Below are 25546 nucleotides of genomic sequence, written 5' to 3'. Positions count from 1 at the left end.
GGATAAATAGGCTAATAATTATCCCCGTTATTAAAAAAGGGGGAGTTTGAAATGACGATGAATCTTTTTCAAAATAAAACTGTTAAATTATCCGCTATTAGAGAATCAGATGCTGCAGTAATGGCTATGTGGCAAGAGGATAGTGAGTATTTAAGAAATGTCGATACAGATGTAGCGTTTCCGCAATCGTTACAAGAAATAGCAAGTGATGGGCTATTAAAGGGACGGAGATCGAATAGTGTATCTTTCATGTTGAGGACAGTTCAAGATGATCGTTTAATTGGTTTTGTTGCAATTCATGGCATAGAGTGGAATAACAGAACAGGTTTATTAGCTATTGGTATAGGAGATGCAAATGATAGAGGTAAGGGATATGGAAGAGAAGCAATCCATCTTATTTTAAAGTATGCATTTCATGAATTGAATTTGCACCGCATCGGTCTGGATGTGATTTCTTATAACAAAGCTGCTATTGAGTTGTATAAAAAGATGGGTTTTCAGATGGAAGGCTGTATGAGAGAAGCGGTTCAAAGAGATGGGAAGTGTTTTGATCGTATCATTATGGGGATATTGCGAGATGAGTGGATAGAGCTGCAAGATTAAAAATGCATTCTTATATGTGTAATATGCAGGAGATAAAACGATAATTGGCGAATTTTTACAATGTACTGATTGAACTTATAAGGAGTTATGCAAAATGAATTTAGAAAAAGCAAAACCAGTAAATGAAGAGGTCGCTGAATTAAAGGAACTAATTAAAGAATTGCACGGAAGTGTACATCAACTTCAAAGCGAAGTGCAGCAATTAAGGCATGAAAGACCGGTTGTTGAAGTGAGAAAAGGTGTTCAATTATCGCCAGCAATCGTCGGGCAAATTGGTGGTATGATTTTAGGTGGCTTAGCAATTATCGGTATATTTTGGTGAACGAAAAAAGGTATGCAATTTAGAGCTGCATACCTTTTTTATTGTCGTTATTTGTCGGTAAGTCGATATTTTCTGTCGAATCGTCGATATAATTTCACACACTACAACTTTTACATTAAATAACGTAAATAAATATAAGCGTGTGATAACAATAATGCAATAATAGTTAACGGTAACCCAATTTTTAAAAAGTCCATATATGAGAAAGCATGTCCTTCACGTTTTGCAATACCAGCAACGACTACGTTTGCTGATGCTCCGATTAACGTTCCGTTTCCTCCTAAGCAAGCTCCAAGTGATAATGCCCACCATAGTACTTCGATTTGCGGAGAATCGACAGATAGTCCGAGCCCTGTAGCTAAATCTTGAATAAGTGGGATCATCGTTGCGACAAATGGGATATTGTCAATTGTCGCAGATGCGATGCCTGATACCCATAAGATAAGTATAGCGGCAAAACCGATATCACCATTCGTTACGTCGAGTACTTCTTTTGCGAGTGAAGAAATAAGTCCGATATCAATTAACCCGCCAACGAGAACGAATAGTCCAGCGAAGAAGAAAATAGTTACCCATTCAACGTGGGCAAATACATCTTCAATATCATGTTCTTTCACACCGATTAACATAAGAAGTGTAGCGCCTGTCATCGCGATAACCGCAGCGTCTACATGAATAATCGAATGAAGTACAAAGCCTAAAATAGTTAGTCCTAAAATCGAAATGGATTTTAAAAGGAGGCTTTGATCTTTAATATAATCTTTTTCATTTAATGCCATTAATTTTTTGATTTGCTCAGGTGTTGTTTTTAGTTTGTTACGATACAGGAAGTAAATAATGCCAAGTGTCACGATAGAAATAATAATTACGATTGGAGCTAAGTTTAGTAAAAAGGCATTAAAATCTAAATGCTTATTTGCTGATCCAATCATAATGTTAGGTGGATCACCGATTAATGTTGCTGTTCCGCCTATATTTGAAAATAGTACTTCTGAAATTAAATAAGGAACAGGGTTTACTTTTAAAATACGTGTAATAGATAGTGTAACAGGTACGATTAATAATACGGTTGTTACGTTGTCCAAAAATGCTGAACCGACAGCAGTTAATAGGGATAGCAATAATAAAATGCGGATTGGTTTTCCGCCAGCTGCCTTCGCTGCTTTAATGGCCACAAATTCAAAGACGCCTGATTGACTCGTAATATGTACGAGAATCATCATCCCAATTAAAAGGGTGATCGTTTCCCATTGAATATGTGATGTGAAAGCGGTATGTAAATCTACAATTCCAAAAATAATCATAATAGCAGCACCGAATAGTGCAATTACAGCACGATTCAATTTCTCAGAAATAATAAATCCGTACGTGACTAAAAATACGGCAATTGCAAAATAATATTGCCAATTTGCTACTTCATGTGCTGATTGTTCCAATCATGTCACCTTCTTTAAAGTATGTATTCAATTGTAAACATGCATCCTTCTGCATAATTTATATTGTAGCAAATTCAAAAAAGAAAGAAAACTATTTAACAAAGTGAAGGAAAAAATGTGTTTTTTACATATGATATAAAAAAATAAAGAAACACAGTGCAAATTATTAGGAAAAGTAAGAGTTGTCCTCTAATATAGAGATAGCAATTTACATTATTTTTGCGTAAAATGGTTTAAAGAGGTGAATTCCGATGGAAATAGTAAAAGATAGTTCTCTTATTCAAAATGAAATTGAACGTTTTGTAAATAAAGATGTATATATTCATTTAGAAACAACGAACGGAGCGTATGCGTCACACTTTAACGAAAAGATGATGACAGTTGGAGCATTCATTCGAAATGCAATTATTCGCTTTGAACGTGGGAAGATTACTGGAACAAATCCATACCGAGTTGGTTTGAAAATGGATCATGGCTGGGTATATGCAGAAGGTATTACGCACTGGGAAGTAGACGATAAAGAGCGTTTATTACTTGCAGGGCATGATAACCAAGGCCGCTTAGCAGTTGCACTTGAGTTAAGCTTAACGCCATTTAAGTAAGAAGGAGGGAAACTTATGGAGAGACATGTACTTGTTGTATTTCCGCATCCAGATGATGAAGCATTTGCGGCGGGAGGAACAATTCGCTTATTAACAGATCAAGGAGTACCTGTAACGTATGCATGTGGTACTTTAGGACAAATGGGACGTAATATGGGGAAAAACGTATTCGCTAACCGTGAAACGATTCCAAATATCCGTGAAAAAGAATTGAAAGATGCATGTAAAGCGATGGGGATTCAAGACTTAAGAATGCTTGGTTTCCATGATAAAACGTTAGAATTTGAAGATGTTGATTTCGTTGCAGATAAAATTGAAGCAATCATTCAAGAAGTAAATCCATCTCGAATTATTACATTTTATCCAGAGCACGGCGTACATCCAGATCATGATGCATTTGGCCGCGCAGTCGTTCGTGCTGTATCACGTATGCAAAAAGAAGAACGTCCAGTCATTCATGCAGTTGCGATTACGAGAAATCGTGAAGCAGTACTCGGTGAGCCCGATGTTGTAAATAATATTAGTGAAGTATTCGAGCATAAATTAGCTGCACTAGGTGCGCACCGTTCACAAACAGAAGCGATGTTAGAAGAAACACATGCAAAAATAAAAAATAAAGATGCAGCAACGTTAAAATGGCTGCAACTTGAACAATTTTGGACTTATAAATGGGAGTAGGCTAGAAGGGAACCTTCTAGTAGCTCTTACATAGAAAAAGCACCGTCATTTGTGACGGTGCTTTTTTAGTGAATAATTTTTATTCTCCGCTATTTGAGAGTAACCTTCACTTTATCGTGTACTCCATTCTTTTGTAAATTCATCATGATATGCTTCGCTCCAATGGTATGGCTGCAACTCTTTTAACGGTTTGAAAATGATATCTTGTTTAGAATTTGTAATGGCGCATAGTACTTCTGGTCCCCAATAAAATAACCGTTCTTGGCATACACCACAAGGTGATAATACTTTTAATTCAGAATGCTCATTTTCCCTTGCAAGACAAATAGAATGTGTAACTTTCTTATGAAATTTATGTGCTTCTAAAATTGCACCTGTTTCCATACAAAGTTCTGTTGAAGCGTTTATTACGTCAGGGGCCACACTTGTATAAATGGATCCATCTTCTACACGGATTGCTGCAGCTCCGCCCCAATTATGTGGATATCTTTGGTCAATTAAATTTTTCACTGCATCATATAATTGTTGTTCAATGCTCAATTGTATTTCCTCATTTCTGCTTAATTTTCGATTCAATGACTGTTATTTTTTTAGTAATACCGTTAAAAAAGAATAGACATTCAATTTCAAACTATAAATGCAAGAATTACTTTTCATCTGCATACTTTTCCTCTAAGGCAATTAATAGAGGAATTGATATAGTTACAAGAATGATTAAAGTGGTTATAAAGGATTTAGAAAGAGAAAAAGAACCTTCGATTAAAGGTGATAAAAACTTGAATGAAAGTATACTTGTTATTAAGGAAACTACTAAAAAGCTAAAAAGAGACACATTTTTATTTTTGATAGATGTTTCTATAAAATCTTTAAGACAGCTTATGACGACAAATATAGTTAATATAATAAGAGAAATAAAATAATGTGTTACATTTGTCATACTAATAGTAGGATCGTCTATTATGTAAGCAAGTAACTTAGATACTAACATACCTCCAAATAATAAAATAATAAAAGCAAGTAATCCTTCCGATGTATAAGTGCTGAAATTATCTTTCTTGTTAAAGAGTTTATAATTCAGAGTAGATTGGCTTATTTGAATTAGGAATAGGATAATAATCCACACATAATATACAATTGGTAATTCTCCTGAGAATAGAGCAACCAGGAAATTTATTACTGTCCTCAAAATTTCAATCATTACAAAAATCCTCCTGTGTGTAAGCTTTGCGACATTAAAATATGCTAGTCTATCGTGCAATAATTTGATCTATCAATTCAAACTATTCCTAATTATTCCATAAAAAGGTGGTGGCATCAAGTTATCTTTTTAACAAATACTCTAAGGCCTAGCACTAGAAAAAGAAACGCAATATGTAATATAATTGAAAAAGTATATATTAAAATCAATGTTAATATTACCCTCCTATAAGTATTAACATACGTAATTGAGGTGTTTTCTTTGTTGTTTTATGATCGAATTTCTATAATGGCCCCTCCTGTTCCGTAGCTTAGGAAAGTCTTTTTATTTCTGAGATTTTCAAAGTTATAGGAGGGTATGAAAAATGAAAAAAGTCTCAGTACCATCACTTTTGTTAATGATTATTCTTGTGGCATTTCCGCAAATTAGTGAAACGATTTACACACCGTCTTTACCTGACATTTCACAGGCGCTACATGTAAGTAATAATGAGGTACAGTTAACGCTTAGTGTGTATTTCGCTGGATTTGCTTTAGGTGTATTTTTTATTGGATGGTTATCAGATATAATTGGCCGTCGCCCGGCAATGTTATTTGGAATAGTCGTATATGGCGTTGGGAGTTTCTTATGCTTTATTGCAAATTCCATTGAAGTTTTATTGGTAAGTCGTTTTATTCAAGCGTTTGGAGCAAGTGCTGGCTCTGTTGTTACACAAACGATTCTTCGTGAAAGTGTAGAAGGGCATAAGAGGCATGTTATGTTTGCTCAAATCTCGGCAGTCATTGCTTTTACACCAGCGATAGGACCGTTAATTGGTGGCTTTCTTGATCAAATGTTTGGATTTAAAATCGTATTTTTAAGTTTAGTAGTTATGAGTGTCGGGATTTTTCTGTATACGTTTGTTTCTCTTCCGGAAACAAAAACGGACTCAGTAACGAATAAAATAAATGTGCTTTCAGTCTTGAAGAGGTTAATTACAAATCCGAAAGTAGTAACATATGGGGTATTAATTGGAGGAGCGAATGGTGTTTTATTTAGCTATTATGCAGAAGCGCCGTTTATCTTTATTGAATACTTTCAGTTATCGCCTAGTATGTATGGATTTTTAGGAATTGTTGTTGCTTCTGCTTCTATTATTGGAGCGAAAGTTTCAAAACGATTGCTTGCTACTTATAAACCAGAGAAAATTATATATATCGGTTGTCTCGTAATGACAGGAGGAGCTGTTTTTTTATCTGTTATTACGTTTGTTGGATCAAATCCGAATGTAATATATATGATTGTATTTTTAGTATCGATGTTTATATTGCTATTAGGAATTGGGATAGCGTTACCTAACTGTTTAAGTTTAGCGTTAGTAGATTTTCAAGATGTCATTGGTACTGCGGGAGCATTGTTTAGCTTAGGGTACTATGTCATTGTAACGATGACAATTTGGGGAATGAGTCAGCTGCATACAGGTTCGTTACTCGTGATGCCACTTTATTTTCTGGCTATTGTAGTTAACATGATGGTGTTTACTAAAGTGTTTATTTTAGGTAAAGAAACTTCAAAAATGAGTTAAATATGAAATGGTAAAAGGGTCTCATTTTTTAATGAGACTCTTTTATATTTTATCCCGCTGTTTTGAGGCAGCAAGATTCCTGCCTCAAAATTGGGCTGGATTAAAGAAGTTAGTAGTTTATTAATATATTAAATTTCTGGTTGGTATATAAATCGGACGTGTGGGAAATTGCGTTATCAACTATAAAGATTGAAGTACATGAGATGTGAAACCGAGGAAGAAATACTCTCCTCGGTTATTTATATTGTAATAATATTCATACCGGAATCATATTGAATAGATGTATTTTATTGTTAATTTAGTTAAAAATTAATCAGACTTATGTATAATGATTTACCGAAAAAATAATTGAACTTTTCAGATAAATGAATTAATATAAGGTAAGTAATTTTAAGATTTATAGAATATTGGAAGATGAAAGGTTTTGAGAATTTTGTAAGAGGCAAAAAACGATTTTAGGATAGCTTTAAAGCTAGTGTAAAATGACGTTTGCTTCATCATTTTCAGGGCCGAAAGGAATCAGGGGAAAGCATCTTGTTTTAAAATGCGGCTATGAATCATCTAAGAGGGGGAAGTGAAGTGGCAAACAAAGAATTGAAAAGGGGTTTAGAAGCACGTCATATTCAAATGATCGCTTTAGGCGGAACGATTGGTGTTGGCTTGTTTATGGGGTCAGCCAGCACGATTAAATGGACAGGTCCGTCAGTAATGCTTGCTTATGCAATTGCAGGTATTTTTATCTTCTTCATTATGCGTGCGATGGGTGAAATGTTGTATATGGAACCAAGTACAGGTTCATTTGCGACGTTCGGTCACAAGTATATTCATCCGTTAGCTGGTTATATGACAGCGTGGAGTAACTGGTTCCAGTGGGTTATCGTTGGGATGTCAGAGATTATTGCAGTTGGAGCCTATATGAAGTATTGGTTCCCAGACTTACCAGCTTGGATACCAGGTGTAATCGCAATGGTTATTCTTGGCGCAGCTAACTTAATTTCTGTTAAGTCATTTGGTGAATTTGAATTTTGGTTTGCGATGATTAAAATCGTTACGATTCTATTAATGATTATTGCAGGATTTGGACTTATTTTCTTTGGAATTGGTAACGGTGGAGAAGCGATTGGCATATCTAATCTTTGGTCAAATGGCGGTTTCTTTACAGGTGGTTTTTCAGGATTCTTCTTTGCATTATCACTTGTAGTTGGTGCATACCAAGGTGTGGAATTAATCGGTATTACTGCTGGTGAAGCGAAGGATCCGAAGAAGACACTTACAAGAGCAATTCAAAGTACAATTTGGCGTATTTTAATTTTCTATATTGGTGCTATTTTCGTTATTGTAACTGTGTATCCGTGGGATCAATTAAGTACAATTGGTAGTCCGTTCGTAGCAACTTTTGCGAAGGTTGGTATTACGGCAGCAGCTGGACTTATTAACTTCGTTGTTATTACAGCGGCAATGTCGGGTTGTAATAGTGGTATTTATAGTGCGGGCCGTATGCTTTATACGTTAGGTGTAAATGGACAAGCGCCGAAATATTTCACGAAACTTTCTGGAAATGGTGTACCTTTATTCGGTACAGTTGGTGTAATTATCGGTTTAGCGGTTGGTGTTGTATTAAGTTATATTGCGCCGAAAAACTTATTCGTATATGTATATAGTGCGAGTGTACTTCCTGGTATGGTGCCATGGTTCGTCATTTTAATTAGTCAAATTAATTTTAGAAAAGCAAAAGGGGCAGAGATGAAAGATCATCCGTTCAAAATGCCATTTGCTCCTGTTACAAACTATTTGACAATTGCCTTTTTAATAATGGTATTAATCGGAATGTGGTTTAACGATGATACGCGTATTTCACTAGTTGTAGGTATTGTTTTCTTAGCTATCGTAACAATTAGTTTCTATGCTTTCGGAATAGGGAAACGACCTCCGTTAGACGTTCAAAATGATCAAGAGATTTCAAGTAAATAAAGGTGAAAAAAGTCCGATTTCTTATTTAGAAATCGGACTTTTTGTTATTAAAATTTCTCTAAAACGATTTTTCCAATTGTACGCCCACTTTCAAGTAGTGCATGTACTTTTTTTACGTTTTCAGCATTAATTGGTGTGAATGTTTCATTTAAAGTAGTCTTTAAAATACCTTCATCTAATAGTTCGCTTACTTTATTTAATAGTTCGTGCTGCGTAATCATATCACCAGTTTCATACATCGCTTTTGTAAACATAAATTCCCAAACGAATGTAGCACTTTTACTTTTTAAAATACCCATCTCAAGAGGGTGTTCATTTTCTACGATAGAGCAAATTTTTCCTTGTGGTTTAATGAGGTCGCATATTGCTTGCCAATGTTGATCTGTATTGTTTAAGCAGAAAATATAATCTACATCTTTTAGCCCGAACTCTAATATTTGCTCTTGTAAAGGTTGGTGATGGTTAATGATATAATCGGCACCGAATTTTTCAACCCAGTGTATCGTTTCATTGCGGGATGCAGTTGTGATAACATTCAGTCCAGCCCATTTTGCTAATTGAATTGCAATCGAGCCAACACCGCCAGCTCCGCCGATAATTAAAATATTTTTAAATGTATTCTTATCTTTCTTATTATAATCAATGCCCAAGCGTTCGAATAAACCTTCCCAAGCTGTAATAGCTGTTAACGGAAGTGCTGCAGATTCAGCATCACTTAACGTTTTTGGTTTTTTACCAACGATTCTTTCATCAACTAGGTGGTATTCACTATATGTACCTTGTCTCGTAATACTTCCAGCGTAAAATACTTCGTCGCCTTCTTTAAATAACGTACAACCTTCGCCTGTTTGCACGACAACACCACTAGCATCCCAGCCAAGTATTTTCGCTACATCTTCTTTTTTATCTTTCGGAGAGCGAACTTTTGTATCAACTGGATTAACGGAAATAGCGTTAATTTTAACAAGTATATCTCTTCCTGTAGCAACAGGTCTTTCAACTTCAATATCAATTAAACTGTTTTCTTCTTCAATAGGTAAGTATTCATGTAAACCAATTGCTTTCATTTGTATTCCCTCCATTAAAGTAAGAGTTTTTCTCTTTTATTATAGTAGGTAAAGCGTCATTATGTAAAAAAGTTGAGTTCTTTCCATTTTGTAAAAGAGCTGTTTCAACTTCATTTAGAACTTTGTAACTGGCGAGCAACATCCATCACTCTGATTTTATAAGCGTCGGATGAGAGGTATACTTATTTTTCCAGTGTACCTTGCAATGAACAATACCAAGTGTTATATTATACTTGTAGTTATTAGTTATAAAATAGTACTAAATAATAAACAGTAGTGGATATCAATTAGAATAGGGTGAATGAATATTGAATGTACAATTTAAAAAAGGAGTTTTAGAACTTTGTGTTCTTGTCTTACTGGATAAGCAAGACCGTTATGGATATGAATTAGTTCGAAATATTTCCAATCGAATTGAAATATCAGAAGGGTCTGTTTATCCTCTTCTTCGAAGGCTAACTAAGGAAGAATATTTTACAACGTATTTACAGGAGTCTTCAGAAGGCCCTTCAAGAAAGTATTATACACTGACGGATAAAGGTAGAACGTATTTGTATCAACTTTTGGAGGAATGGAATGAGTTTTCACAAGGTGTCAATCAATTAATTAAAGAAGGTGTAGGTAATGACGAAAGATAAATTTTTACAACAATTAAATGTATCTCTAAAAAGGTTATCTGATAAAGAGCGTGCAGAAATTTTAAAAGATTATGAAGAACATTTTACTTTCGGATTAGAGGAAGGGAAAAGTGAAGAAGAAATTGCAACTTCATTAGGCTCTCCAGCTCAAATCGCCAAAGAGTTATTAGCAGATTATCATATTGAGAAAGTAACAGCAAGTGCAACAACAGGAAATGTTTTTCGGGCAATTTGGGCAGTAATTGGATTAGGTTTTTTTAATTTGTTAATCGTGCTTGGACCTGCAATTACATTAGCGGCATTAATTTTTTCAGGATGGGTTCTAGGTATCTCATTTTTAGGCGCACCATTACTTGTTTTAGTTGATACGATTATACATCCAAATACATTCTTGCTATTTAATCTTTTTGTTTCTTTAGCACTTTGTGGACTTGGATATTTCATTGTTATTGCTATGTTATTTTTAACGAAGCTAGCAAAGAATGGATTTGTTCGTTATTTAAAGTTCAATATAGCATTAGTAAAAGGTGGTTTGAAGCATGATAAATAAAAAGAGTCTTTCAATCATTGCAGGTATTATTTTCATTATTGGTATTATCGGAAGTTTATTCACTTATCGTTCAATTGCTGCAGTACCAATTTCAGAAGAAAAGGTCGTTAATAATAATAATGTGTCAAGCGTCATTATTGATACAAATAACGTTCGTGTTAATATCAATCCTACAAAAGATAGTAACGTGAAAGTAAAATTAGATGGCGAGGTTAATCCAAACGTAAAAAGAACATTAGCTACGGATGAGGAAGATTCAACGCTTCTCATTTCTTATAAAGAAAAACAACAGAGCTGGTTCAACTTTAATATTTCTGAAGTATTGGCTCCATTAACATTAAATGTGTATCTACCTGAAAAACAATATGATTCATTAAAAGTTTCCAATAATAATGGCTACGTTTCTGCTAAAAAACTAAACGCAACACATTTTAATATCAATACAAGCAATGGACATGTTGAATTAAGAGAAATCAATTCGCCAAAAATTATCGCAGAAGCAAACAATGGAATTATGGATTTCAAAGATGTATTGGCACAAAATATTCATGTGAAATCGAACAACGGACGAATAATGCTAGACCATGTTGAAGGTGAAATAGAGGGGCAAACTAAAAATGGAAGTCTTACTCTTAAAACGAATGAACTGGATCGAAATCTCAATTTTATGACTCATAATGGGAAAATTAATATTGAAACCGAAAAAGAACCAACTAATGTTCAATTTAATGTTTCTGTCGACAACGGCAGCGCGAATATCCTGAATAAATATAACGGGAATACGGTTATTGGAAAGGGAGAAAATATAATTAAATTAAACACACATAACGGAAATATTACAGTGAAAAACCAATAGCATATTACCTTTTATAATCTCAGCTCGTCGCACATAAAGAGCAATAATAAATAAAAAAGAACCGACTCCTTTTTTCAACATATAGGTAGTAGGTTTTTTTTTATGTAACCTTCGTTTAAGTGTGTATCCTTTTCGTATTTCAAAATACAAACAGTTGATTTATTACCCTGGATTCTTAGAAAAATAACGAATAATAATTAATAGTGTAAGAAGAATTTGTGAATGACTCAAAAATAATAGCTGAAACAATGAAAAGTGAGAAGGAGTTTATTTCTAGCAAGAGGAATTCTTTACTGTATTGTTTTATTCAAAACTAAATGTAAAGGTGGATACATAATGACAGTAAAGAAGCTTTATTTCGTCCCAGCAGGTCGTTGTATGTTGGACCATTCGTCTGTTAATAGTACATTAACACCAGGAGAATTATTAGACTTACCGGTTTGGTGTTATCTTTTGGAGACTGAAGAAGGACCTATTTTAGTAGATACAGGTATGCCAGAAAGTGCAGTTAATAATGAAGGTCTTTTTAACGGTACATTTGTTGAAGGGCAGATTTTACCGAAAATGACTGAAGAAGATAGAATCGTGAATATTTTAAAACGGGTTGGTTATGAGCCGGAAGACCTTCTTTATATTATTAGTTCTCACTTGCATTTTGATCATGCAGGAGGAAATGGCGCTTTTATAAATACACCAATCATTGTACAGCGTGCTGAATATGAGGCGGCGCAGCATAGCGAAGAATATTTGAAAGAATGTATATTGCCGAATTTAAACTACAAAATCATTGAAGGTGATTATGAAGTCGTATCAGGAGTTCAATTATTGCATACACCAGGCCATACTCCAGGGCATCAATCGCTATTAATTGAGACGGAAAAATCCGGTTCTGTATTATTAACGATTGATGCATCTTATACGAAAGAGAATTTTGAAGAGGAAGTGCCGTTTGCTGGATTTGATCCAGAATTAGCTTTATCTTCAATTAAACGTTTAAAAGAAGTTGTGATAAAAGAGAAGCCGATTGTTTTCTTTGGGCATGATATAGAGCAGGAAAAGGGATGTAAAGTGTTCCCGGAATATATATAGTGCAAAAAGTCACGGGCGAATGAGCTCATGACTTTTTCGTTTAAATAATTTTTTTGAATAAGTTATAAACTTTTTTTGAACTATCTTCATTTAATTGATAGTACGTAAGGTTTACATCATCGGGAGTATCTTGCTGAGCAATCATCACTTCACTACTGTGATGATCAACTACCCATATGAAATATTTTTTATAAGTTCCATCCTCGAAAGTAATCCACATATCACAATCTATTAAATCTGATCCTTCTTCATCTAATGTTAATTTGCCTTTTTTGGCGGTATCCATACTGTTAATAAACGTTTTTAATTCATCTGTTTTTGTGAGAAAGATATCCTTTTTTGTTTTAATTGACTCGACATGAATATCTTTTATTTCCTGTTTTCCTAAAAAGACAGGGGGCTCATTTGGGTCTCTTTGAGTTGAAATGATAGTAGCTTTCTTCTTTGGCTTATTTGCTGTATAGAAGTCTTGAATAGATTTTTCTGAGTTAAAAAACCATACGATACCAAAAATAATCAATGTGCTACAAAGCAGTAAAATGATTTTTTTAATAGAATATTCTCCTCTCTATTACTTCGTATGAAGAGCGTTTCTATTAATATATGATAGGTAATCGTAAAGTATTATAGTTGAACTTGGTTATGCTTCACAGTTTTTATCGGACGATCTACGAGTAAATTGTAAGTGAGCCCAATTAATACGAAAATGCCACCGACAACTTTGCCCATTGAGAGTTCGTGTGACAAAATGAAATCAATGATAGTCCCCGCAAATAACTGTCCAATAAAGATGAGTAACGTTAAATAAAATGCTGATATTTTAGGAGTGATATAGTTCGATAATGAGATGACGATAACGCCTACTAATCCGCCTAAGTAAACAGCGATAGGAATAGATTGTAATGTATGCATTGGAATATACAATGAATCTGAACTGAAAAGTAAAAATAACATAGAGAAAAATAATCCAGTAATATAATTAAAAAACGTGCCTTCCCAATTTCCAATCTTCGCTGCTAAATTCGCATTAATAATTCTAGCAACAACGATAGAAACACCAGCTAAAATAGCGATAGTAATATATAACATTTTTTTGCCCCCATTAATAAATTGTCATGATTATAATTCCAGAAGAGATGAAACATAATCCAATTAGTTTTTTCTTTTCAAACTTTGAAACTTTCATTCCTAATAAGCCAAAATGATCAATAACGATGGAAGCAATGGATTGACCGAATAAACTTAATGCGATTGTAATGGAGGCACCAAGGACGGAGAAACTTATATTATTAAAAAGAACAGTGAATACACCAATCGCACCAGCGCTATATAAGAAAAGTGGAATCCCTTTATTAAAATGGATTTTATTTTTGTTTATGATTAAAACGAAAATAACTGCAATTAAACCGACAAGGTGAATGACAACGCTTGCGGTATACTTGCCAATTAACTCAGATAAAATCCCATTCAATGGGAGCATAATGGCAATAAGCACACCAATAAAGACAGAAAGAAAGTTATACAATGTAATATCCCCTTTATATTTCATATTTGTAATGACTGTATCATGCTGAAATTGTCTATTACTATGACATATGTCATAGTGGAAGAAGAAAATTTTGATTACAATGGGGAGTAGTTGTAAAGGTGGGGGACTATGAAGAAAGTATGTAATTCTATTAAATTAGCAGAGTATATGAAACAAAATAATATTGACGCATTTTTTAGTAATGATATGAAGCCGTATATGGAATTAATATTTTTTAAAAAGAATGAGTTTATTTGTAGAGAAAATGAAGAGATAGATTATTTATTTTTCTTCGTTGAGGGAAAAGCGAAAGCGTTTAATACATTAAGTAACGGGAAATCTGTATTACTATGCTTTTATGATAGTTTGCAGTTACTAGGAGATGTGGAGTTAATTCATTCTCAAAAGACTGCTTCAAACGTACAAGTAATGGCAGATTCATATTGTGTTGGTTTGCCTTTAGGGAAAGTGAGAAATCAACTATTTCATGATGCGAAATTTTTACGGTGTATTTGTGGATCGTTAGCACATAAATTAAACCGACTTTCAAAAAATAGTACAATTAATTTATTATATCCACTTGAAAATAGACTTGCGAGTTACATGTTAGCAGCAGGGGAACGAGCGGTGCAGCACGGAAATCGAATTGTATTTAGTGGGAATTTAACGGAAACAGCTGAATTGTTAGGAACTAGTTATCGGCACCTATTACGTACATTAAATATTTTTTGTGATAAAGAGATTATAAAGAAAAATAATGGTTGCTTTGAAGTAGTAAATGTGGATGTTTTGAGGGAACTGGCGGCAGATGTTTATAAATAGGAGGAGATTATAAATGATTACACCTATATTTAGAATTTTTGATATTGAAAAAGCAAAGCTATTTTACATAGATTTTTTAGGATTTAAACTGGATTGGGAACATCGGTATGAGGAGCATATGCCATTATATATGCAAATTTCGTTACATGATGCTGTAATACATTTATCAGAACATCATGGTGATGCTTCGCCAGGCGGTGCGATTCGGGTGAAAATAGAGGATTTAAAAAGTTATTATGCTATTTTATCAAGTAAAGATTATGCTTATTCAAAACCTGATATAGAGAGAACACCGTGGGATACAATGGAATTAACTGTGATTGATCCGTTTTCAAATAGAATCGTATTTTATGAAGAGAGATGGTAGAGCCGGAAGGGATTAATATATAAATTTTTTAGAGATCGTGCAGTGTAATTGCGTATTAAATAAATGTAATGAAGAGTAGTTCATAAAGTAGCGAACTACTCTTTTTCCTTTTGTTAAACAAATTGAATTATTGATAAATAAATCGTATCATAAAACATATAAACGAATGAGTATATATTCATGTGAAATGGGAAGGAGGAAAAGGATGTTAGATGCAATTATCGTTGGAGCTGGTCAAGGTGGATTAACAATGGGATATTACTTGAAGCAAGAAGGATATAATTTTTTATTACTTGAGGCAGGAAACCGAATTGGGGATTCATGGAGAAATAGATATGATTCTTTACAGCTCTTCACACCGAGGGAATATAGTAGTTTACCAGGTATGATAGTAAAAGGAGAAGGAAAGGGATTTCCATGTAAAGATGAAATTGCAACGTATTTAGAAGAATATGCAAGGTACTTTACATTACCAATCCAATTGCAAACCGAGGTTTTAAAAATAAAGAAAGAAAAAGAGATATTCGAATTACATACTCCTACAGAAATTTTACAAGCAAAAAAGGTTGTTATCGCAACAGGTGGTTTTCAGCAACCGTACATCCCCTCATTTTCACAACATCTTTCATCACATATCTTTCAAATACATTCATCACAATATAAATCACCATCACAAATTCCTAAGAGAAAAGTACTAGTAGTAGGTGGCGGGAATTCAGGAATGCAAATCGCAGTAGAACTTGCAAAAACTCATGAAGTTACAATGTCTATCGGTCATCCTTTAACATTTTTACCGTTACATCTTTTTAGAAAAAGCATTTTTAATTGGCTAGAAAAATTGGGTTTATTGTACGCCGAAGTAAATACTAAGAGGGGAAAATGGTTTCAGAAGAGAAAGGATCCTATTTTTGGTTTTGAAGGGAAAGAACTTATTCGTAATGGAGCAATTAAACTAGAGGGAAAAGTGGTTAGTGCATCAGAAAATAATATTATGTTTCAAAATGGTGGCACGTATAGTGCAGAAAGCATTATATGGTCAACTGGTTTTATTCAGAACTATAAATGGATTGAACTAGAAAAGGCAGTGAATGAGAATGGATTTCCTAATCATGTAAGAGGAATAAGTCCAGTAAAAGGATTATATTATATCGGTTTGCCGTGGCAATCTCAAAGGGGATCTGCACTTATTTGTGGTGTAGGAAAGGATGCAGCGTATTTACTTTCTGAAATCAAAAAAATAGATCAGTAGCAGCAACTACTGATCATCCATATGTACATGAATTAGGAGAGGTCAAACATTTATTAACTTTATTATAATAGATTTTCATGAGAATAAAAACTGAAAATTCTAATTTTATGTTGAGAAAGTTTTTTGTATCGAAATATATAAAAGAATAGGGATTTTTATTAAAAGAAAAAATAATATTTATATTTTAGTAGATTATGGTATAGTCTACATGAGATGCATTTCCATAAATATAATTATTCAAATGATAATTGCATTTATGTGAGGGAAGGAGAAGGCATTATGAAGTTTGATGATCAACGCCTATTAGGAGTACGATTAGGATCGGTACTTGTAACAGAGGAAAATCAATATTTAGTAATTAAGAAAAAAGATCATTATGCATTATTAAATATACATGATTTAGAATGCACACATGTTGAAGTGCAGTTAGAACATATTGAAGAATTGTTGCGGGAAGATTTCCAAGAAAGTATAACGGAGATTATCGCGCCGGAACATATCAAAATTGTTGCGAAAAATGTTATATAGAGAAAGAAGCTGGAAGAACAGCTTCTTTCTTTTCATTATAAGGATAACGTTTTTAAAACATCACCAATAATTCCTTCCATTTGATGAACACCTAAGTCAGTGTTCGTCATTATAACAGCACCATTACCTCGGTATGGATAGCATACCATTATACATTGAAATCCCACGCCCCATCCAAGTGAATACATTTGTAAGTCGTCGTTAGAATCATCTAGAAACACACCTAACCCAGTCCATTTTGAGCAACCTTGAGGAGAAATCATATCTTGTACTAATTTTTGAGAAAGTTTTAGTTTGCCCTGTCCTTGCAAAGAATGAATGATTTCAATTACTAAAGTTGATAAGTCAGTTGGTGTTGTCCAAATGCCTGAAGCAGCTGCGAATGGATAAAATGGATACTTCTCATTTGTAACGGTGCCATCTTTATTATGCCCACAAGCAAAGGCCTCCATTTTATTTATATCTTTAGTAGAGAATAGCATGCTATTTTTCAGTTGTAGTGGCTGAAAGATATATTCTTCAAGTAAAAGATTGAATGGTTTTCCAGCTATATCTTCAAGTAGTAGTTCAATAATACAAAAGTTTGCATCAGAGTAGTGAAATTCGCTTTCTGGTTTATAAGTTATTTCTATCGGTACTGGGCAATATGATGTTTTACCGGCAAGGAGTTCAGACAAGTTTGGTCGGCCTTGTGCAAGTGTATAATGTTCAAAACTATTAGGAGGGTCAATAATTCCAGATTGGTGACTTAATAAATTTCGCAACGTGACTTTGTTCTGTGAGGTAAATAGATTGGTAGGTATGTTCCAAGATGTGAGTCTATCATTTACGTCTTCATCTAAATACACGATTTTTTGATCTGATAACGTTAGTACGAGCATTGTAGTGATGAATTTACTAATTGAACAAGAATTGAATATGGAATTCGTAGTGACAGTTTTAGTTGTTCCAGATTCAAGTGTTCCAAAAGCAATCGCTTCGTCTAGTTTGCCGTCACGTATAACGGCAAGGCTTAAACCTGCAACGGAATATTGGTTCATTTTCTCGTATATAGTGTTACTTTTTAAGTTCATAGTGACTCCTTTCTTGCAAAAGACAGAATATTAGTTCTATTATACAGTAGTTAATAGAGAGAATGAGAGAAAAAGAAAAAACTTCATCTTTTATCGATGAAGTTCTTTTAGTTAATTCGAAGTGAATGCTTTAAAAAATTTATCTCGGTACATGTACATAAGCCATGAGGTTGTTAGTAAAGAAATAATGATTTGTTTGTTTTGAATTGGCGCATTGAAAACAAGCCAGCCAACGATATCAAATAATAAATGTAGTGCAATTGAAAGAACTAAAAATTGTAGTAACGTATTTAAAAATCTTTTCATAAAGTGTCCCCCTGAAATAAAAGGTTTTATCAACAGTGTTGTATATTAATATTATACATTAAATGTGTTTAGTGGTAAAATTTACATAAGTTAGTGAAATAAAACAAATGAAAGCTAATGAGGAGGAATAGTCATGGAATTTTGGATGATCATACCGATAGCGGTCTTTGGGTTTATTTATATCGTTGAAAAATTAAATAGAATCGAAAAGAAAACGGATGCCCGTTTAAAGCGGATGGAAGATAGATTACAATTAATTTCGAAAGAAATGGGAATTGTAGATAGAGAACCTGAAATTAATAAAGAGTTGCGCCAGCTTATGGAAGAAGGAAAAACAGTTACAGCAGTTAAGAGAGTAAGAGAGGCTTTTGGTTTTTCATTGTTAGAAGCGAAGCAATATGTCGATAAATTATAAAAAAGATCATCCGATTGGGTGATCTTTTTTCACTGCACCATGCGTGTATTTACATAAGCAGCGATTATAACGTGGCCAATTATAATGATAGGAAATACGATTTTTGCATTAGGAGTAATGAAGACACTGCCAATTGTGGCGATAACACCGGCAATTAAATTATAAAGACCAACTATTTTTGATAACTTTACTTTATTTGGTACACGGCGTTCATTGAATCCTGATAAGAGCCAAGTGTATTGTTTTACTCCGATGAAATAGGCTAGTGCAAATGAGATGATTGCAAGTATGAATAATGATGGGGAAGCGAAGAGAGTCATTGAAAAACACCTCCGTTAAAGGGTTATAAATAAATTATAGTATGATTGTTATAATTTAACAAAGTAGATTTTAAGTGTAATAGAAAAACGGAGTATTTATCATGAAGGGAGATTAAGTATGAATATTGTGGAATTCCAGAGATATGTATCAAATTTCAGTAAAGAAAAAGGATTTCAAGATACAACCATTGAAGAGCGTACGATGTATACGATGGCGGAATTGGGTGAATTAGCGGAAGTTATATTAAAGCGTGATAAAATACAAGATTCGAAAAGAGAGATTGGTTTAGAAATGTTTGATGTCATTTGGAATGTATGTGATTTAGCGAATAAGTTAGAAATTGATTTAGAGAAGGCATTCGAAGAAAAAATGATGATAAATAAAAAGCGTGAATGGTAGGTAGGATTTTAATTTGTAAAGATGGGTGATATGAATGAAAAAGAAGCTTATTATAGGAGGAGTCTTTACCTTAATTAGTGTAATGAGTGTTTTCGCTTACTTAGTTTTTCAAGGCATATTTATTCCGAATCAAATAAGTGCGGATAAGTATGAAATAAAAGGTGTAGATGTCGCATCGTATCAAGGTGATATAGATTGGAGGGAGTTGGAAAAGCAAAATATGAAGTTTGCGTTTATAAAGGCTACTGAAGGAAGCGCGTTTGTAGATAAGTACTTTTCGAAAAATTGGACGAATGCGAATAAGACAGGTATGCGCGTCGGAGTGTATCATTTTTTTAGTTTTGATAGTAAGGGTGAAACACAAGCAGAACAATATATACGAACTGTTCCAAAATATAAACAAGCATTGCCACCCGTAATTGATGTTGAGTTTTACGCTAATAAAAAGGATAATCCGCCTAAGCGTGAAGATGTTGCAAAAGAGTTGTCAGTCATGGTTGAAATGTTAGAAAAACATTACGGTAAGAAAGTAATATTGTATGCAACTCAAGAGGCATATGATTTGTATATAAAGGATGCGTATCCCCAATGTGATATATGGATTCGTAGTGTTTTTACAAAACCGAGTTTATCTGATGAGAGAAAATGGACGTTTTGGCAATACACAAACCGCGGGAGATTAAATGGTTATAATGGAAAAGAGAAGTATATTGATTTGAATATATTTTATGGGAACGAGGAAGAGTTTGAGAATTATGGAATAAAAGGTTAAGTTTTAAAGCGCACAAAGTTTTGTGCGCTTTTTATTAATGGTATGAAAAATATGTAAGAAAAGATGGAACAAACATTTGAAATGAATTGTCTAATATAGGTAATAACTATTTCGTTTGAAAGAAAGGGTGGAGAAAATGAAAAATACATTATTAAAATTAGGGGTATGTGTTAGTTTACTAGGAACAACTCAATTTGTTAGTACAATTTCTTCTGTACAAGCAGAACGAACGGTAGAGCAAAAAGTAATAAAAAATGAGACAGGAACTATTTCAATTTCTCAGTTAAACAAAAATGTATGGGTTCATACGGAGTTAGGTTACTTTAACGGAGAAGCAGTTCCTTCGAACGGTCTAGTTCTTACTACTTCTAAAGGGTTAGTACTAGTCGATTCTTCTTGGGATGATAAGTTAACGAAGGAATTAATAGAGATGGTAGAAAAGAAATTTAAGAAGCGCGTAACGGATGTTATTATTACACATGCGCACGCTGATCGAATAGGCGGAATAAAAACGTTGAAAGAAAGAGGCATTAAAGCGCATAGTACGGCATTGACTGCAGAACTAGCAAAGAAAAATGGATATGAGGAACCACTTGGAGACTTACAAACAATTACGAAATTAAAGTTTGGAAATATGAAAGTAGAAACGTTTTATCCAGGGAAAGGACATACAGAAGATAATATTGTCGTATGGCTACCGCAATACAACATTTTAGCTGGAGGCTGTTTAGTGAAATCAGCGTCCGCTAAAGATTTAGGAAACGTCGCTGATGCCTATGTAAATGAATGGTCCAAATCGATTGAGAATGTGCTGAAGCGATATGGAAATATAAATGCAGTAGTGCCTGGTCATGGAGAAGTAGGGGATAGAGGATTACTTTTACATACTTTGGATTTGTTGAAATAAAAAATTATGGGAATAAAAAAGCGAGGAGAAACAATTTTCTCCTCGCTTTCTTCTAGCTATATTTAAATGCGAAGCTATCAATTATGCCTGCATACGTTACTGAGATTTTAATTCCAAGTATACAAATACCAGTACCGTCATAATTGCTATAACAACGTAAGTAGCATCAAGCATTATAAGTGTTTTTAAAGTTTCAGTCATCCTCATTCACCCCTGGTATAAAAATATAAACATAATCTCTTATTAATTAGATAAGAGATTATAAAGATTACAATGTACATGAAATTTCTTAAGTAGATTCTATATAAATATATCATATAAATAATGTAAGTAATGTTAAGATAGTGTAAATGTATTGTAAATAAAGTGATTTTTCATAAAATCTTTAATCAAAAAATTGATAGGTCTTCAAAATGAAAAAACGCTATTCTTTCATTTGAATAATAAAAAGAAAGAATAGCGTTTTTGTATGTCTATTTCTGTTTGCTTAAGAGATTTATAGTACGAAATTTTCATTTCGTACTATAAACTAGAAAGTTAAATATGTGATTCAGCAATAGTTTAGATATTTGAAAAACTGAACAATATGATTATGTAATGTTTTTTGGTGTCAATAAAAATATTATGTCAACAATATGAACTGTCACAAATTTATAATAAGTATTGTGATTGATATCACATCCTTTTTTCCCAATGGGTATTATGCTTGATTTGTAAGGAATGATTGGGAGAGGGTGGGATGATAATGTTTTGTTATCAATGTGAACAAACACCAACAGGCGGATGTAAAGTAATAGGTGTTTGCGGTAAAAATGAAACAATAGCAAGTTTACAAGATACGATTGTGTTTGGCTTAAAAGGAATTGCTGCTTATCGTACGCATGCTGCTCAGCTAGGGTATACTGATGCATTTGTAGATGCTACGACGCAAGAAGCATTGTATATGACATTAACCAATTCTAACTTTAATGAACAAGAACATATTGATATGGCTATGAAAGTTGGGAAATCGGCTTTACGAGTAATGGAGTTGTTAGATGAGGCACATACGAATCATTTTGGTGTTCCAGAGCCTGTTCAAATTACGCAAAACCATGTAGAAGGTAAAGCAATTGTAGTTACTGGTCATAATTTATTTGCGTTAGAAGAATTATTAAAACAAACAGAAGGAAAAGAAATTAATATTTATACGCATTCTGAAATGTTGCCAGCACACGGTTATCCGCAGCTGAAAAAATATAAACATTTAAAAGGAAACATTGGTAAGGCATGGTATGATCAACGACGTCTTTTTGAAAAATTTACAGGTGCCATATTAGCGACAACGAACTGTGTTATGCCAATTAAAGGATCATACTCTGATCGATTCTTTTCATATGATATTGCAGGTTTAGAGGGTGTACAAAAAATTGAAAATGATGATTTTGCACCGTTGATTGAAAAAGCGCTAGAACTTCCAGAAGTACATATGGAGTCGGATGAACAGTTAGTAACAGGGTTTCATCATAATACAGTATTATCATTAGCTCCGGAAATTATTAATGCAGTAAAGGAAGGAAAGATTAAGCGATTCTTTGTCATCGCAGGTTGTGATGCTCCGGGAAAAGGCGGAGAATATTATCGTGAGTTAGCAACGTCACTTCCGCCAGAAACAGTTATTTTAACAACTTCTTGCGGGAAATTCCGCTTTAATGATGTGAGTTATGGTGTTGTGCCTGGTACAGAGATTCCGCGTTACATTGACTTAGGGCAATGCAATAATTCAATTTCTACAGTGAAAATAGCGGCTGCTTTAGCAGATGCTTTCCAATGTGAAGTGAATGAATTGCCAGTTAGTATTGTCTTATCATGGTTTGAACAAAAAGCGGTTGCCATTTTACTTGGGCTATTTAGTCTTGGAATTCAAGATATTCGCATCGGTCCAAAGGCTCCAGAATTTATTTCACCTGGCGTGCTTGATGTATTACAAGAAACATTCGGTTTAAAACTAATTACAACTGCAGCAGAAGATATGGATATGATGTTATCGTAACGAAAAAATGTTTTTATTTAATTATGGCTGTATAAATCATTTGTATGTGCGTGATTAAACGTACATACAAATGATTTATCTTATTAATAAAAGGAAGCTGCTATATCTATAAAATTTATGATTTTATAAGGCTTTTAAAGGGTCCCACCACATGCCCATCAACTTAAGATTTGTAAGTATCCACAAAATGAAATTTCCACATGAATATCTATAATTTTACCTCTTTTTCATTTGAATTGAAAATATTGAAAAAAGCCCAACTCATTTTGATTACACTTTTCAACATGTAGGGCTTTTTTTACTGTAACAAAAAGTTGGGGTACAGACGCATACCCACCAACCGTTTATTATAAAGTAATCTCTGAACGTATTATATTATTGTTTTTTCTTGACAGACATAAAAATGATTTATTTGCCTTGTTGATAATTGTTAAACGATATTATAAAATGTTTATGTATATTCAAACTTATTTTATTTTCGTTTGGTTTTATTGGATGTGTAGGGAATGTTAATGACAATAAAATAATGGGTATATTACCTGCAAAAAGAGTGGAACTAATACGGAAAGGATGCGTTTGTTAAAAAATTAAAAAAGTAAGCATTGTTAGCTCTTGAAGAAAAATGAATAAAAAAGTTACAAGCATATGGAGAATAGGTGTATATAAAAAAGTCCTAAAGGGGGACGGAATTATGAAACAAAGAAAGTATTTGGTAACACCTCAAGATCGAATGAATTATGTATTAGGTCTTTATTCTGCAGATCAACAAATTAATGCAGTTCTTTATTTTCCTGTAGGTATATCAAAGGAAATACTTCAAGAATCAGTAAGGATAACGTTACAATTGCAGCCAGTTTTGAACAGCCGGTTTGTAGAAAATGATATTCCTTACTGGGAGGAACATTCATCTGGCACTAAATCACCCATTTTCTTTTTTGCAGAAGGAAATAATCAAGAACTTGAAATAATGGCAATGGATTTTATTAAGGAATCTGGTGATCGTATTCATGGGCCTATGGTTCAAACAAAATTATTACGAGGCACTACAATAGATATGTTAGTTGTGAAATTATCTCATCTATGTTCAGATGGTGCAGGAGTCAAGGAATATATTAATTTACTTGGAACAATTTATACTCAACTTTCCTTGGGACGATCTAAGAATCAAATTATAAAGGAATTTGGTGAGGAAAATGAGAGTTTTCGAGATCAATCACATGTATTCAAATATGCTGGAATATCGGACATAAAAAGTGCGTATCGTCCTAACCAAGAACAACAGGCATCGTTATGGTCTTTTCCATCTAAACCTAACAAAAATAAATTCCCCCAAATGTCCGTACGACGGTTGAGCCATGAGCAAACTCTACGTCTAACTCAATGGGCAAAAGGACAACAGGCTACCTTGAATGATGTAATCATGGCTGCATACTTCCGAGCTTTATCACATTTCACTGTGTATGCAGAACCTCGCACCGCAGAAAAAATGATTGGTTTGACAATTGATTTACGTCGATATCTGCCTAATAATACAACTGGTGCTATTTGCAACTTATCCGGTATGGAAATGCCAGTGATTAAATTGGAAGAAGATGAAACATTTAATCAGACTCTTGTTCGAGTTAAACAATCAATGGATAAAATAAAGTCTCAAAATCCAGGTCTTTCTTCAGCTGCAGGAATGGAGCTACTGGCAGAAATAAAGCTATCTACAGTGAAAGAAATGTATAATCAGCAATACGAACAGGCTGTACAGATGGGGATGGCGTTGCCATTACTGACAAATTTGGGAGTAATCGCTGATGAAGCTATTCAGTTTGGTCAAATTCAAGCTGAGGACGGGTATATGACATCGCCTATTATGTATGCACCATTCTTTTCAATGGGAGCAAGCTCTTATAATGGAAGACTTACATTTACGATTGGTTATCATGCGCCGGATACATCAAAAGAAAAGGTAGAAGAATTTTTAGATAGTGTTGTGAATCAACTATCATAAATAAAAGAGAATACAACGTAAAAATTTCTAATGGGGATGGTATTTTAGTGGCTCGTTTCATGTACGGCTAATCTTTGATCGCACCTATTTTTATGCTGTATATTTATAGAAAATCGTAGTGAGAAACAAAATATATCGGCATAAAAGTACTAAAAAAGAGCTGATTTAAACTACACTTTGAGTCAGCTCTTTTTATTATTTTTTTGAAATGTTTCATACATATTACTCATAATAGGATTGATATGTATGCTCAT

The 25546-nt window shown here is 33.7% G+C and carries 30 protein-coding genes; 20 read left to right on the top strand and 10 right to left on the bottom strand.

Annotated elements, in window-relative coordinates:
* Window positions 1-51 precede the first annotated feature (51 nt).
* On the top strand, window positions 52-603 hold the full coding sequence (locus JDS82_RS10135; protein ID WP_199713175.1) for a GNAT family N-acetyltransferase: 552 nt from the start codon (window positions 52-54) through the stop codon (window positions 601-603).
* A gap of 94 nt (window positions 604-697) precedes the next feature.
* A complete protein-coding gene (locus tag JDS82_RS10130) occupies window positions 698-925 on the top strand; it encodes a coiled-coil domain-containing protein (protein WP_001047302.1) in 228 nt (75 codons plus the stop codon).
* Window positions 926-1035: 110 nt separating this feature from the next.
* On the opposite strand, the gene JDS82_RS10125 is transcribed toward JDS82_RS10130, so the two are convergent.
* A complete protein-coding gene (locus JDS82_RS10125; protein ID WP_000438012.1) occupies window positions 1036-2361 on the bottom strand; it encodes an ArsB/NhaD family transporter in 1326 nt (441 codons plus the stop codon).
* Between the two features lie 251 nt (window positions 2362-2612).
* Between JDS82_RS10125 and JDS82_RS10120 the strand changes: the two genes are divergently transcribed.
* Together JDS82_RS10120 and bshB2 are read left to right on the top strand one after the other, a co-directional pair.
* The gene (locus JDS82_RS10120; protein ID WP_000407039.1) at window positions 2613-2963 is read left to right on the top strand and encodes a YojF family protein; all 351 of its coding nucleotides are present in this window, start codon (window positions 2613-2615) and stop codon (window positions 2961-2963) included.
* A gap of 15 nt (window positions 2964-2978) precedes the next feature.
* A complete protein-coding gene (bshB2, locus tag JDS82_RS10115; protein ID WP_199713174.1) occupies window positions 2979-3641 on the top strand; it encodes a bacillithiol biosynthesis deacetylase BshB2 in 663 nt (220 codons plus the stop codon).
* A gap of 111 nt (window positions 3642-3752) precedes the next feature.
* On the opposite strand, the gene JDS82_RS10110 is transcribed toward bshB2, so the two are convergent.
* A complete protein-coding gene (locus JDS82_RS10110; protein WP_000021272.1) occupies window positions 3753-4181 on the bottom strand; it encodes a cytidine deaminase in 429 nt (142 codons plus the stop codon).
* Between the two features lie 106 nt (window positions 4182-4287).
* Window positions 4288-4839 (bottom strand): DUF5823 family protein, encoded by a 552-nt coding sequence (locus tag JDS82_RS10105; protein ID WP_000570028.1) that lies wholly within the window; start codon window positions 4837-4839, stop codon window positions 4288-4290.
* A gap of 364 nt (window positions 4840-5203) precedes the next feature.
* Between JDS82_RS10105 and JDS82_RS10100 the strand changes: the two genes are divergently transcribed.
* Together JDS82_RS10100 and JDS82_RS10095 are read left to right on the top strand one after the other, a co-directional pair.
* Entirely contained in the window at window positions 5204-6403 is a 1200-nt protein-coding gene (locus JDS82_RS10100) for a multidrug effflux MFS transporter (RefSeq protein ID WP_199713173.1), read from the top strand.
* A gap of 579 nt (window positions 6404-6982) precedes the next feature.
* Complete coding sequence (locus JDS82_RS10095; protein ID WP_199713172.1) at window positions 6983-8374, top strand: amino acid permease; 1392 nt, start codon at window positions 6983-6985, stop codon at window positions 8372-8374.
* A gap of 47 nt (window positions 8375-8421) precedes the next feature.
* On the opposite strand, the gene JDS82_RS10090 is transcribed toward JDS82_RS10095, so the two are convergent.
* On the bottom strand, window positions 8422-9441 hold the full coding sequence (locus JDS82_RS10090; protein WP_199713171.1) for a zinc-binding alcohol dehydrogenase family protein: 1020 nt from the start codon (window positions 9439-9441) through the stop codon (window positions 8422-8424).
* Between the two features lie 308 nt (window positions 9442-9749).
* On the opposite strand from JDS82_RS10090, the gene JDS82_RS10085 reads away from it, so the two are divergent.
* From JDS82_RS10085 to aiiA, 4 genes are all read left to right on the top strand, one after another.
* Window positions 9750-10079, top strand: coding sequence for a PadR family transcriptional regulator (locus tag JDS82_RS10085; protein ID WP_001102638.1), 330 nt, complete (start codon window positions 9750-9752; stop codon window positions 10077-10079).
* The gene (locus JDS82_RS10080; protein ID WP_000159076.1) at window positions 10066-10629 is read left to right on the top strand and encodes an HAAS signaling domain-containing protein; all 564 of its coding nucleotides are present in this window, start codon (window positions 10066-10068) and stop codon (window positions 10627-10629) included. Before JDS82_RS10085 ends, JDS82_RS10080 begins: the two co-directional genes overlap by 14 nt.
* Complete coding sequence (locus JDS82_RS10075) at window positions 10619-11485, top strand: DUF4097 family beta strand repeat-containing protein (protein ID WP_000608748.1); 867 nt, start codon at window positions 10619-10621, stop codon at window positions 11483-11485. Before JDS82_RS10080 ends, JDS82_RS10075 begins: the two co-directional genes overlap by 11 nt.
* A 336-nt stretch (window positions 11486-11821) precedes the next feature.
* A complete protein-coding gene (aiiA, locus tag JDS82_RS10070; RefSeq protein WP_000216610.1) occupies window positions 11822-12574 on the top strand; it encodes a quorum-quenching N-acyl homoserine lactonase AiiA in 753 nt (250 codons plus the stop codon).
* A gap of 40 nt (window positions 12575-12614) precedes the next feature.
* On the opposite strand, the gene JDS82_RS10065 is transcribed toward aiiA, so the two are convergent.
* From JDS82_RS10065 to JDS82_RS10055, 3 genes are all read right to left on the bottom strand, one after another.
* Window positions 12615-13109 carry a hypothetical protein gene (locus tag JDS82_RS10065; RefSeq protein WP_074650912.1) on the bottom strand — a complete coding sequence of 165 codons (495 nt, stop codon included), beginning with the start codon at window positions 13107-13109 and terminating at the stop codon, window positions 12615-12617.
* Between the two features lie 89 nt (window positions 13110-13198).
* Complete coding sequence (locus JDS82_RS10060) at window positions 13199-13663, bottom strand: DMT family transporter (RefSeq protein WP_000965808.1); 465 nt, start codon at window positions 13661-13663, stop codon at window positions 13199-13201.
* Between the two features lie 13 nt (window positions 13664-13676).
* The gene (locus JDS82_RS10055) at window positions 13677-14123 is read right to left on the bottom strand and encodes a DMT family transporter (RefSeq protein WP_002107980.1); all 447 of its coding nucleotides are present in this window, start codon (window positions 14121-14123) and stop codon (window positions 13677-13679) included.
* A gap of 108 nt (window positions 14124-14231) precedes the next feature.
* Between JDS82_RS10055 and yeiL the strand changes: the two genes are divergently transcribed.
* The 4 genes from yeiL to JDS82_RS10035 all read left to right on the top strand — a co-directional run bounded on the left by yeiL (window position 14232) and on the right by JDS82_RS10035 (window position 17068).
* A complete protein-coding gene (gene yeiL, locus JDS82_RS10050) occupies window positions 14232-14924 on the top strand; it encodes a transcriptional regulator YeiL (protein ID WP_199713170.1) in 693 nt (230 codons plus the stop codon).
* A gap of 13 nt (window positions 14925-14937) precedes the next feature.
* Window positions 14938-15291 carry a glyoxalase superfamily protein gene (locus JDS82_RS10045; RefSeq protein ID WP_199713169.1) on the top strand — a complete coding sequence of 118 codons (354 nt, stop codon included), beginning with the start codon at window positions 14938-14940 and terminating at the stop codon, window positions 15289-15291.
* 205 nt (window positions 15292-15496) lie between these two features.
* Entirely contained in the window at window positions 15497-16540 is a 1044-nt protein-coding gene (locus JDS82_RS10040; RefSeq protein WP_199713168.1) for a flavin-containing monooxygenase, read from the top strand.
* 279 nt (window positions 16541-16819) lie between these two features.
* The gene (locus tag JDS82_RS10035; RefSeq protein ID WP_046954678.1) at window positions 16820-17068 is read left to right on the top strand and encodes a hypothetical protein; all 249 of its coding nucleotides are present in this window, start codon (window positions 16820-16822) and stop codon (window positions 17066-17068) included.
* Window positions 17069-17103: 35 nt separating this feature from the next.
* Here JDS82_RS10035 and JDS82_RS10030 read toward each other — a convergent pair whose 3' ends face one another.
* Both JDS82_RS10030 and JDS82_RS10025 read right to left on the bottom strand, forming a co-directional pair.
* A complete protein-coding gene (locus JDS82_RS10030; RefSeq protein WP_097815513.1) occupies window positions 17104-18141 on the bottom strand; it encodes a serine hydrolase domain-containing protein in 1038 nt (345 codons plus the stop codon).
* A gap of 111 nt (window positions 18142-18252) precedes the next feature.
* Window positions 18253-18447, bottom strand: coding sequence for a hypothetical protein (locus JDS82_RS10025; RefSeq protein ID WP_048560081.1), 195 nt, complete (start codon window positions 18445-18447; stop codon window positions 18253-18255).
* Window positions 18448-18580: 133 nt separating this feature from the next.
* Between JDS82_RS10025 and JDS82_RS10020 the strand changes: the two genes are divergently transcribed.
* Window positions 18581-18862, top strand: a complete 282-nt coding sequence (locus tag JDS82_RS10020; protein ID WP_048560080.1) for a hypothetical protein — start codon at window positions 18581-18583, stop codon at window positions 18860-18862.
* Between the two features lie 29 nt (window positions 18863-18891).
* On the opposite strand, the gene JDS82_RS10015 is transcribed toward JDS82_RS10020, so the two are convergent.
* Window positions 18892-19182, bottom strand: a complete 291-nt coding sequence (locus tag JDS82_RS10015; RefSeq protein ID WP_048560079.1) for a DUF3784 domain-containing protein — start codon at window positions 19180-19182, stop codon at window positions 18892-18894.
* Between the two features lie 118 nt (window positions 19183-19300).
* Between JDS82_RS10015 and JDS82_RS10010 the strand changes: the two genes are divergently transcribed.
* From JDS82_RS10010 to JDS82_RS09990, 5 genes are all read left to right on the top strand, one after another.
* A complete protein-coding gene (locus JDS82_RS10010) occupies window positions 19301-19582 on the top strand; it encodes a MazG nucleotide pyrophosphohydrolase domain-containing protein (RefSeq protein WP_071720393.1) in 282 nt (93 codons plus the stop codon).
* Window positions 19583-19616: 34 nt separating this feature from the next.
* Window positions 19617-20354 (top strand): glycoside hydrolase family 25 protein, encoded by a 738-nt coding sequence (locus tag JDS82_RS10005; protein WP_088113525.1) that lies wholly within the window; start codon window positions 19617-19619, stop codon window positions 20352-20354.
* Between the two features lie 136 nt (window positions 20355-20490).
* Complete coding sequence (gene bla2, locus JDS82_RS10000) at window positions 20491-21261, top strand: BcII family subclass B1 metallo-beta-lactamase (RefSeq protein WP_088113524.1); 771 nt, start codon at window positions 20491-20493, stop codon at window positions 21259-21261.
* A 745-nt stretch (window positions 21262-22006) separates the two neighbouring features.
* Window positions 22007-23293 (top strand): hydroxylamine reductase, encoded by a 1287-nt coding sequence (gene hcp, locus JDS82_RS09995; RefSeq protein ID WP_048560075.1) that lies wholly within the window; start codon window positions 22007-22009, stop codon window positions 23291-23293.
* Window positions 23294-23984: 691 nt separating this feature from the next.
* On the top strand, window positions 23985-25292 hold the full coding sequence (locus JDS82_RS09990) for a condensation domain-containing protein (RefSeq protein ID WP_088113523.1): 1308 nt from the start codon (window positions 23985-23987) through the stop codon (window positions 25290-25292).
* Window positions 25293-25546: the final 254 nt, after the last annotated feature.

Source organism: Bacillus cereus group sp. N14 (assembly GCF_016483555.1).
GTDB lineage: Bacteria > Bacillota > Bacilli > Bacillales > Bacillaceae_G > Bacillus_A > Bacillus_A wiedmannii.
This window is presented reverse-complemented; position numbering and strand designations above follow the sequence as displayed.

Coding starts and splice junctions, on each gene's coding strand:
- JDS82_RS10135 (WP_199713175.1), top strand. CDS start 52: ATGACGATGAATCTTTTTCAAAATAAAACTGTTAAATTATCCGCTATT.
- JDS82_RS10130 (WP_001047302.1), top strand. CDS start 698: ATGAATTTAGAAAAAGCAAAACCAGTAAATGAAGAGGTCGCTGAATTA.
- JDS82_RS10120 (WP_000407039.1), top strand. CDS start 2,613: ATGGAAATAGTAAAAGATAGTTCTCTTATTCAAAATGAAATTGAACGT.
- bshB2 (WP_199713174.1), top strand. CDS start 2,979: ATGGAGAGACATGTACTTGTTGTATTTCCGCATCCAGATGATGAAGCA.
- JDS82_RS10105 (WP_000570028.1), bottom strand. CDS start 4,839: ATGATTGAAATTTTGAGGACAGTAATAAATTTCCTGGTTGCTCTATTC.
- JDS82_RS10100 (WP_199713173.1), top strand. CDS start 5,204: ATGAAAAAAGTCTCAGTACCATCACTTTTGTTAATGATTATTCTTGTG.
- JDS82_RS10090 (WP_199713171.1), bottom strand. CDS start 9,441: ATGAAAGCAATTGGTTTACATGAATACTTACCTATTGAAGAAGAAAAC.
- JDS82_RS10080 (WP_000159076.1), top strand. CDS start 10,066: ATGACGAAAGATAAATTTTTACAACAATTAAATGTATCTCTAAAAAGG.
- JDS82_RS10075 (WP_000608748.1), top strand. CDS start 10,619: ATGATAAATAAAAAGAGTCTTTCAATCATTGCAGGTATTATTTTCATT.
- aiiA (WP_000216610.1), top strand. CDS start 11,822: ATGACAGTAAAGAAGCTTTATTTCGTCCCAGCAGGTCGTTGTATGTTG.
- JDS82_RS10060 (WP_000965808.1), bottom strand. CDS start 13,663: ATGTTATATATTACTATCGCTATTTTAGCTGGTGTTTCTATCGTTGTT.
- JDS82_RS10055 (WP_002107980.1), bottom strand. CDS start 14,123: ATGAAATATAAAGGGGATATTACATTGTATAACTTTCTTTCTGTCTTT.
- yeiL (WP_199713170.1), top strand. CDS start 14,232: ATGAAGAAAGTATGTAATTCTATTAAATTAGCAGAGTATATGAAACAA.
- JDS82_RS10045 (WP_199713169.1), top strand. CDS start 14,938: ATGATTACACCTATATTTAGAATTTTTGATATTGAAAAAGCAAAGCTA.
- JDS82_RS10040 (WP_199713168.1), top strand. CDS start 15,497: ATGTTAGATGCAATTATCGTTGGAGCTGGTCAAGGTGGATTAACAATG.
- JDS82_RS10035 (WP_046954678.1), top strand. CDS start 16,820: ATGAAGTTTGATGATCAACGCCTATTAGGAGTACGATTAGGATCGGTA.
- JDS82_RS10030 (WP_097815513.1), bottom strand. CDS start 18,141: ATGAACTTAAAAAGTAACACTATATACGAGAAAATGAACCAATATTCC.
- JDS82_RS10025 (WP_048560081.1), bottom strand. CDS start 18,447: ATGAAAAGATTTTTAAATACGTTACTACAATTTTTAGTTCTTTCAATT.
- JDS82_RS10020 (WP_048560080.1), top strand. CDS start 18,581: ATGGAATTTTGGATGATCATACCGATAGCGGTCTTTGGGTTTATTTAT.
- JDS82_RS10015 (WP_048560079.1), bottom strand. CDS start 19,182: ATGACTCTCTTCGCTTCCCCATCATTATTCATACTTGCAATCATCTCA.
- JDS82_RS10010 (WP_071720393.1), top strand. CDS start 19,301: ATGAATATTGTGGAATTCCAGAGATATGTATCAAATTTCAGTAAAGAA.
- JDS82_RS10005 (WP_088113525.1), top strand. CDS start 19,617: ATGAAAAAGAAGCTTATTATAGGAGGAGTCTTTACCTTAATTAGTGTA.
- bla2 (WP_088113524.1), top strand. CDS start 20,491: ATGAAAAATACATTATTAAAATTAGGGGTATGTGTTAGTTTACTAGGA.
- hcp (WP_048560075.1), top strand. CDS start 22,007: ATGTTTTGTTATCAATGTGAACAAACACCAACAGGCGGATGTAAAGTA.
- JDS82_RS09990 (WP_088113523.1), top strand. CDS start 23,985: ATGAAACAAAGAAAGTATTTGGTAACACCTCAAGATCGAATGAATTAT.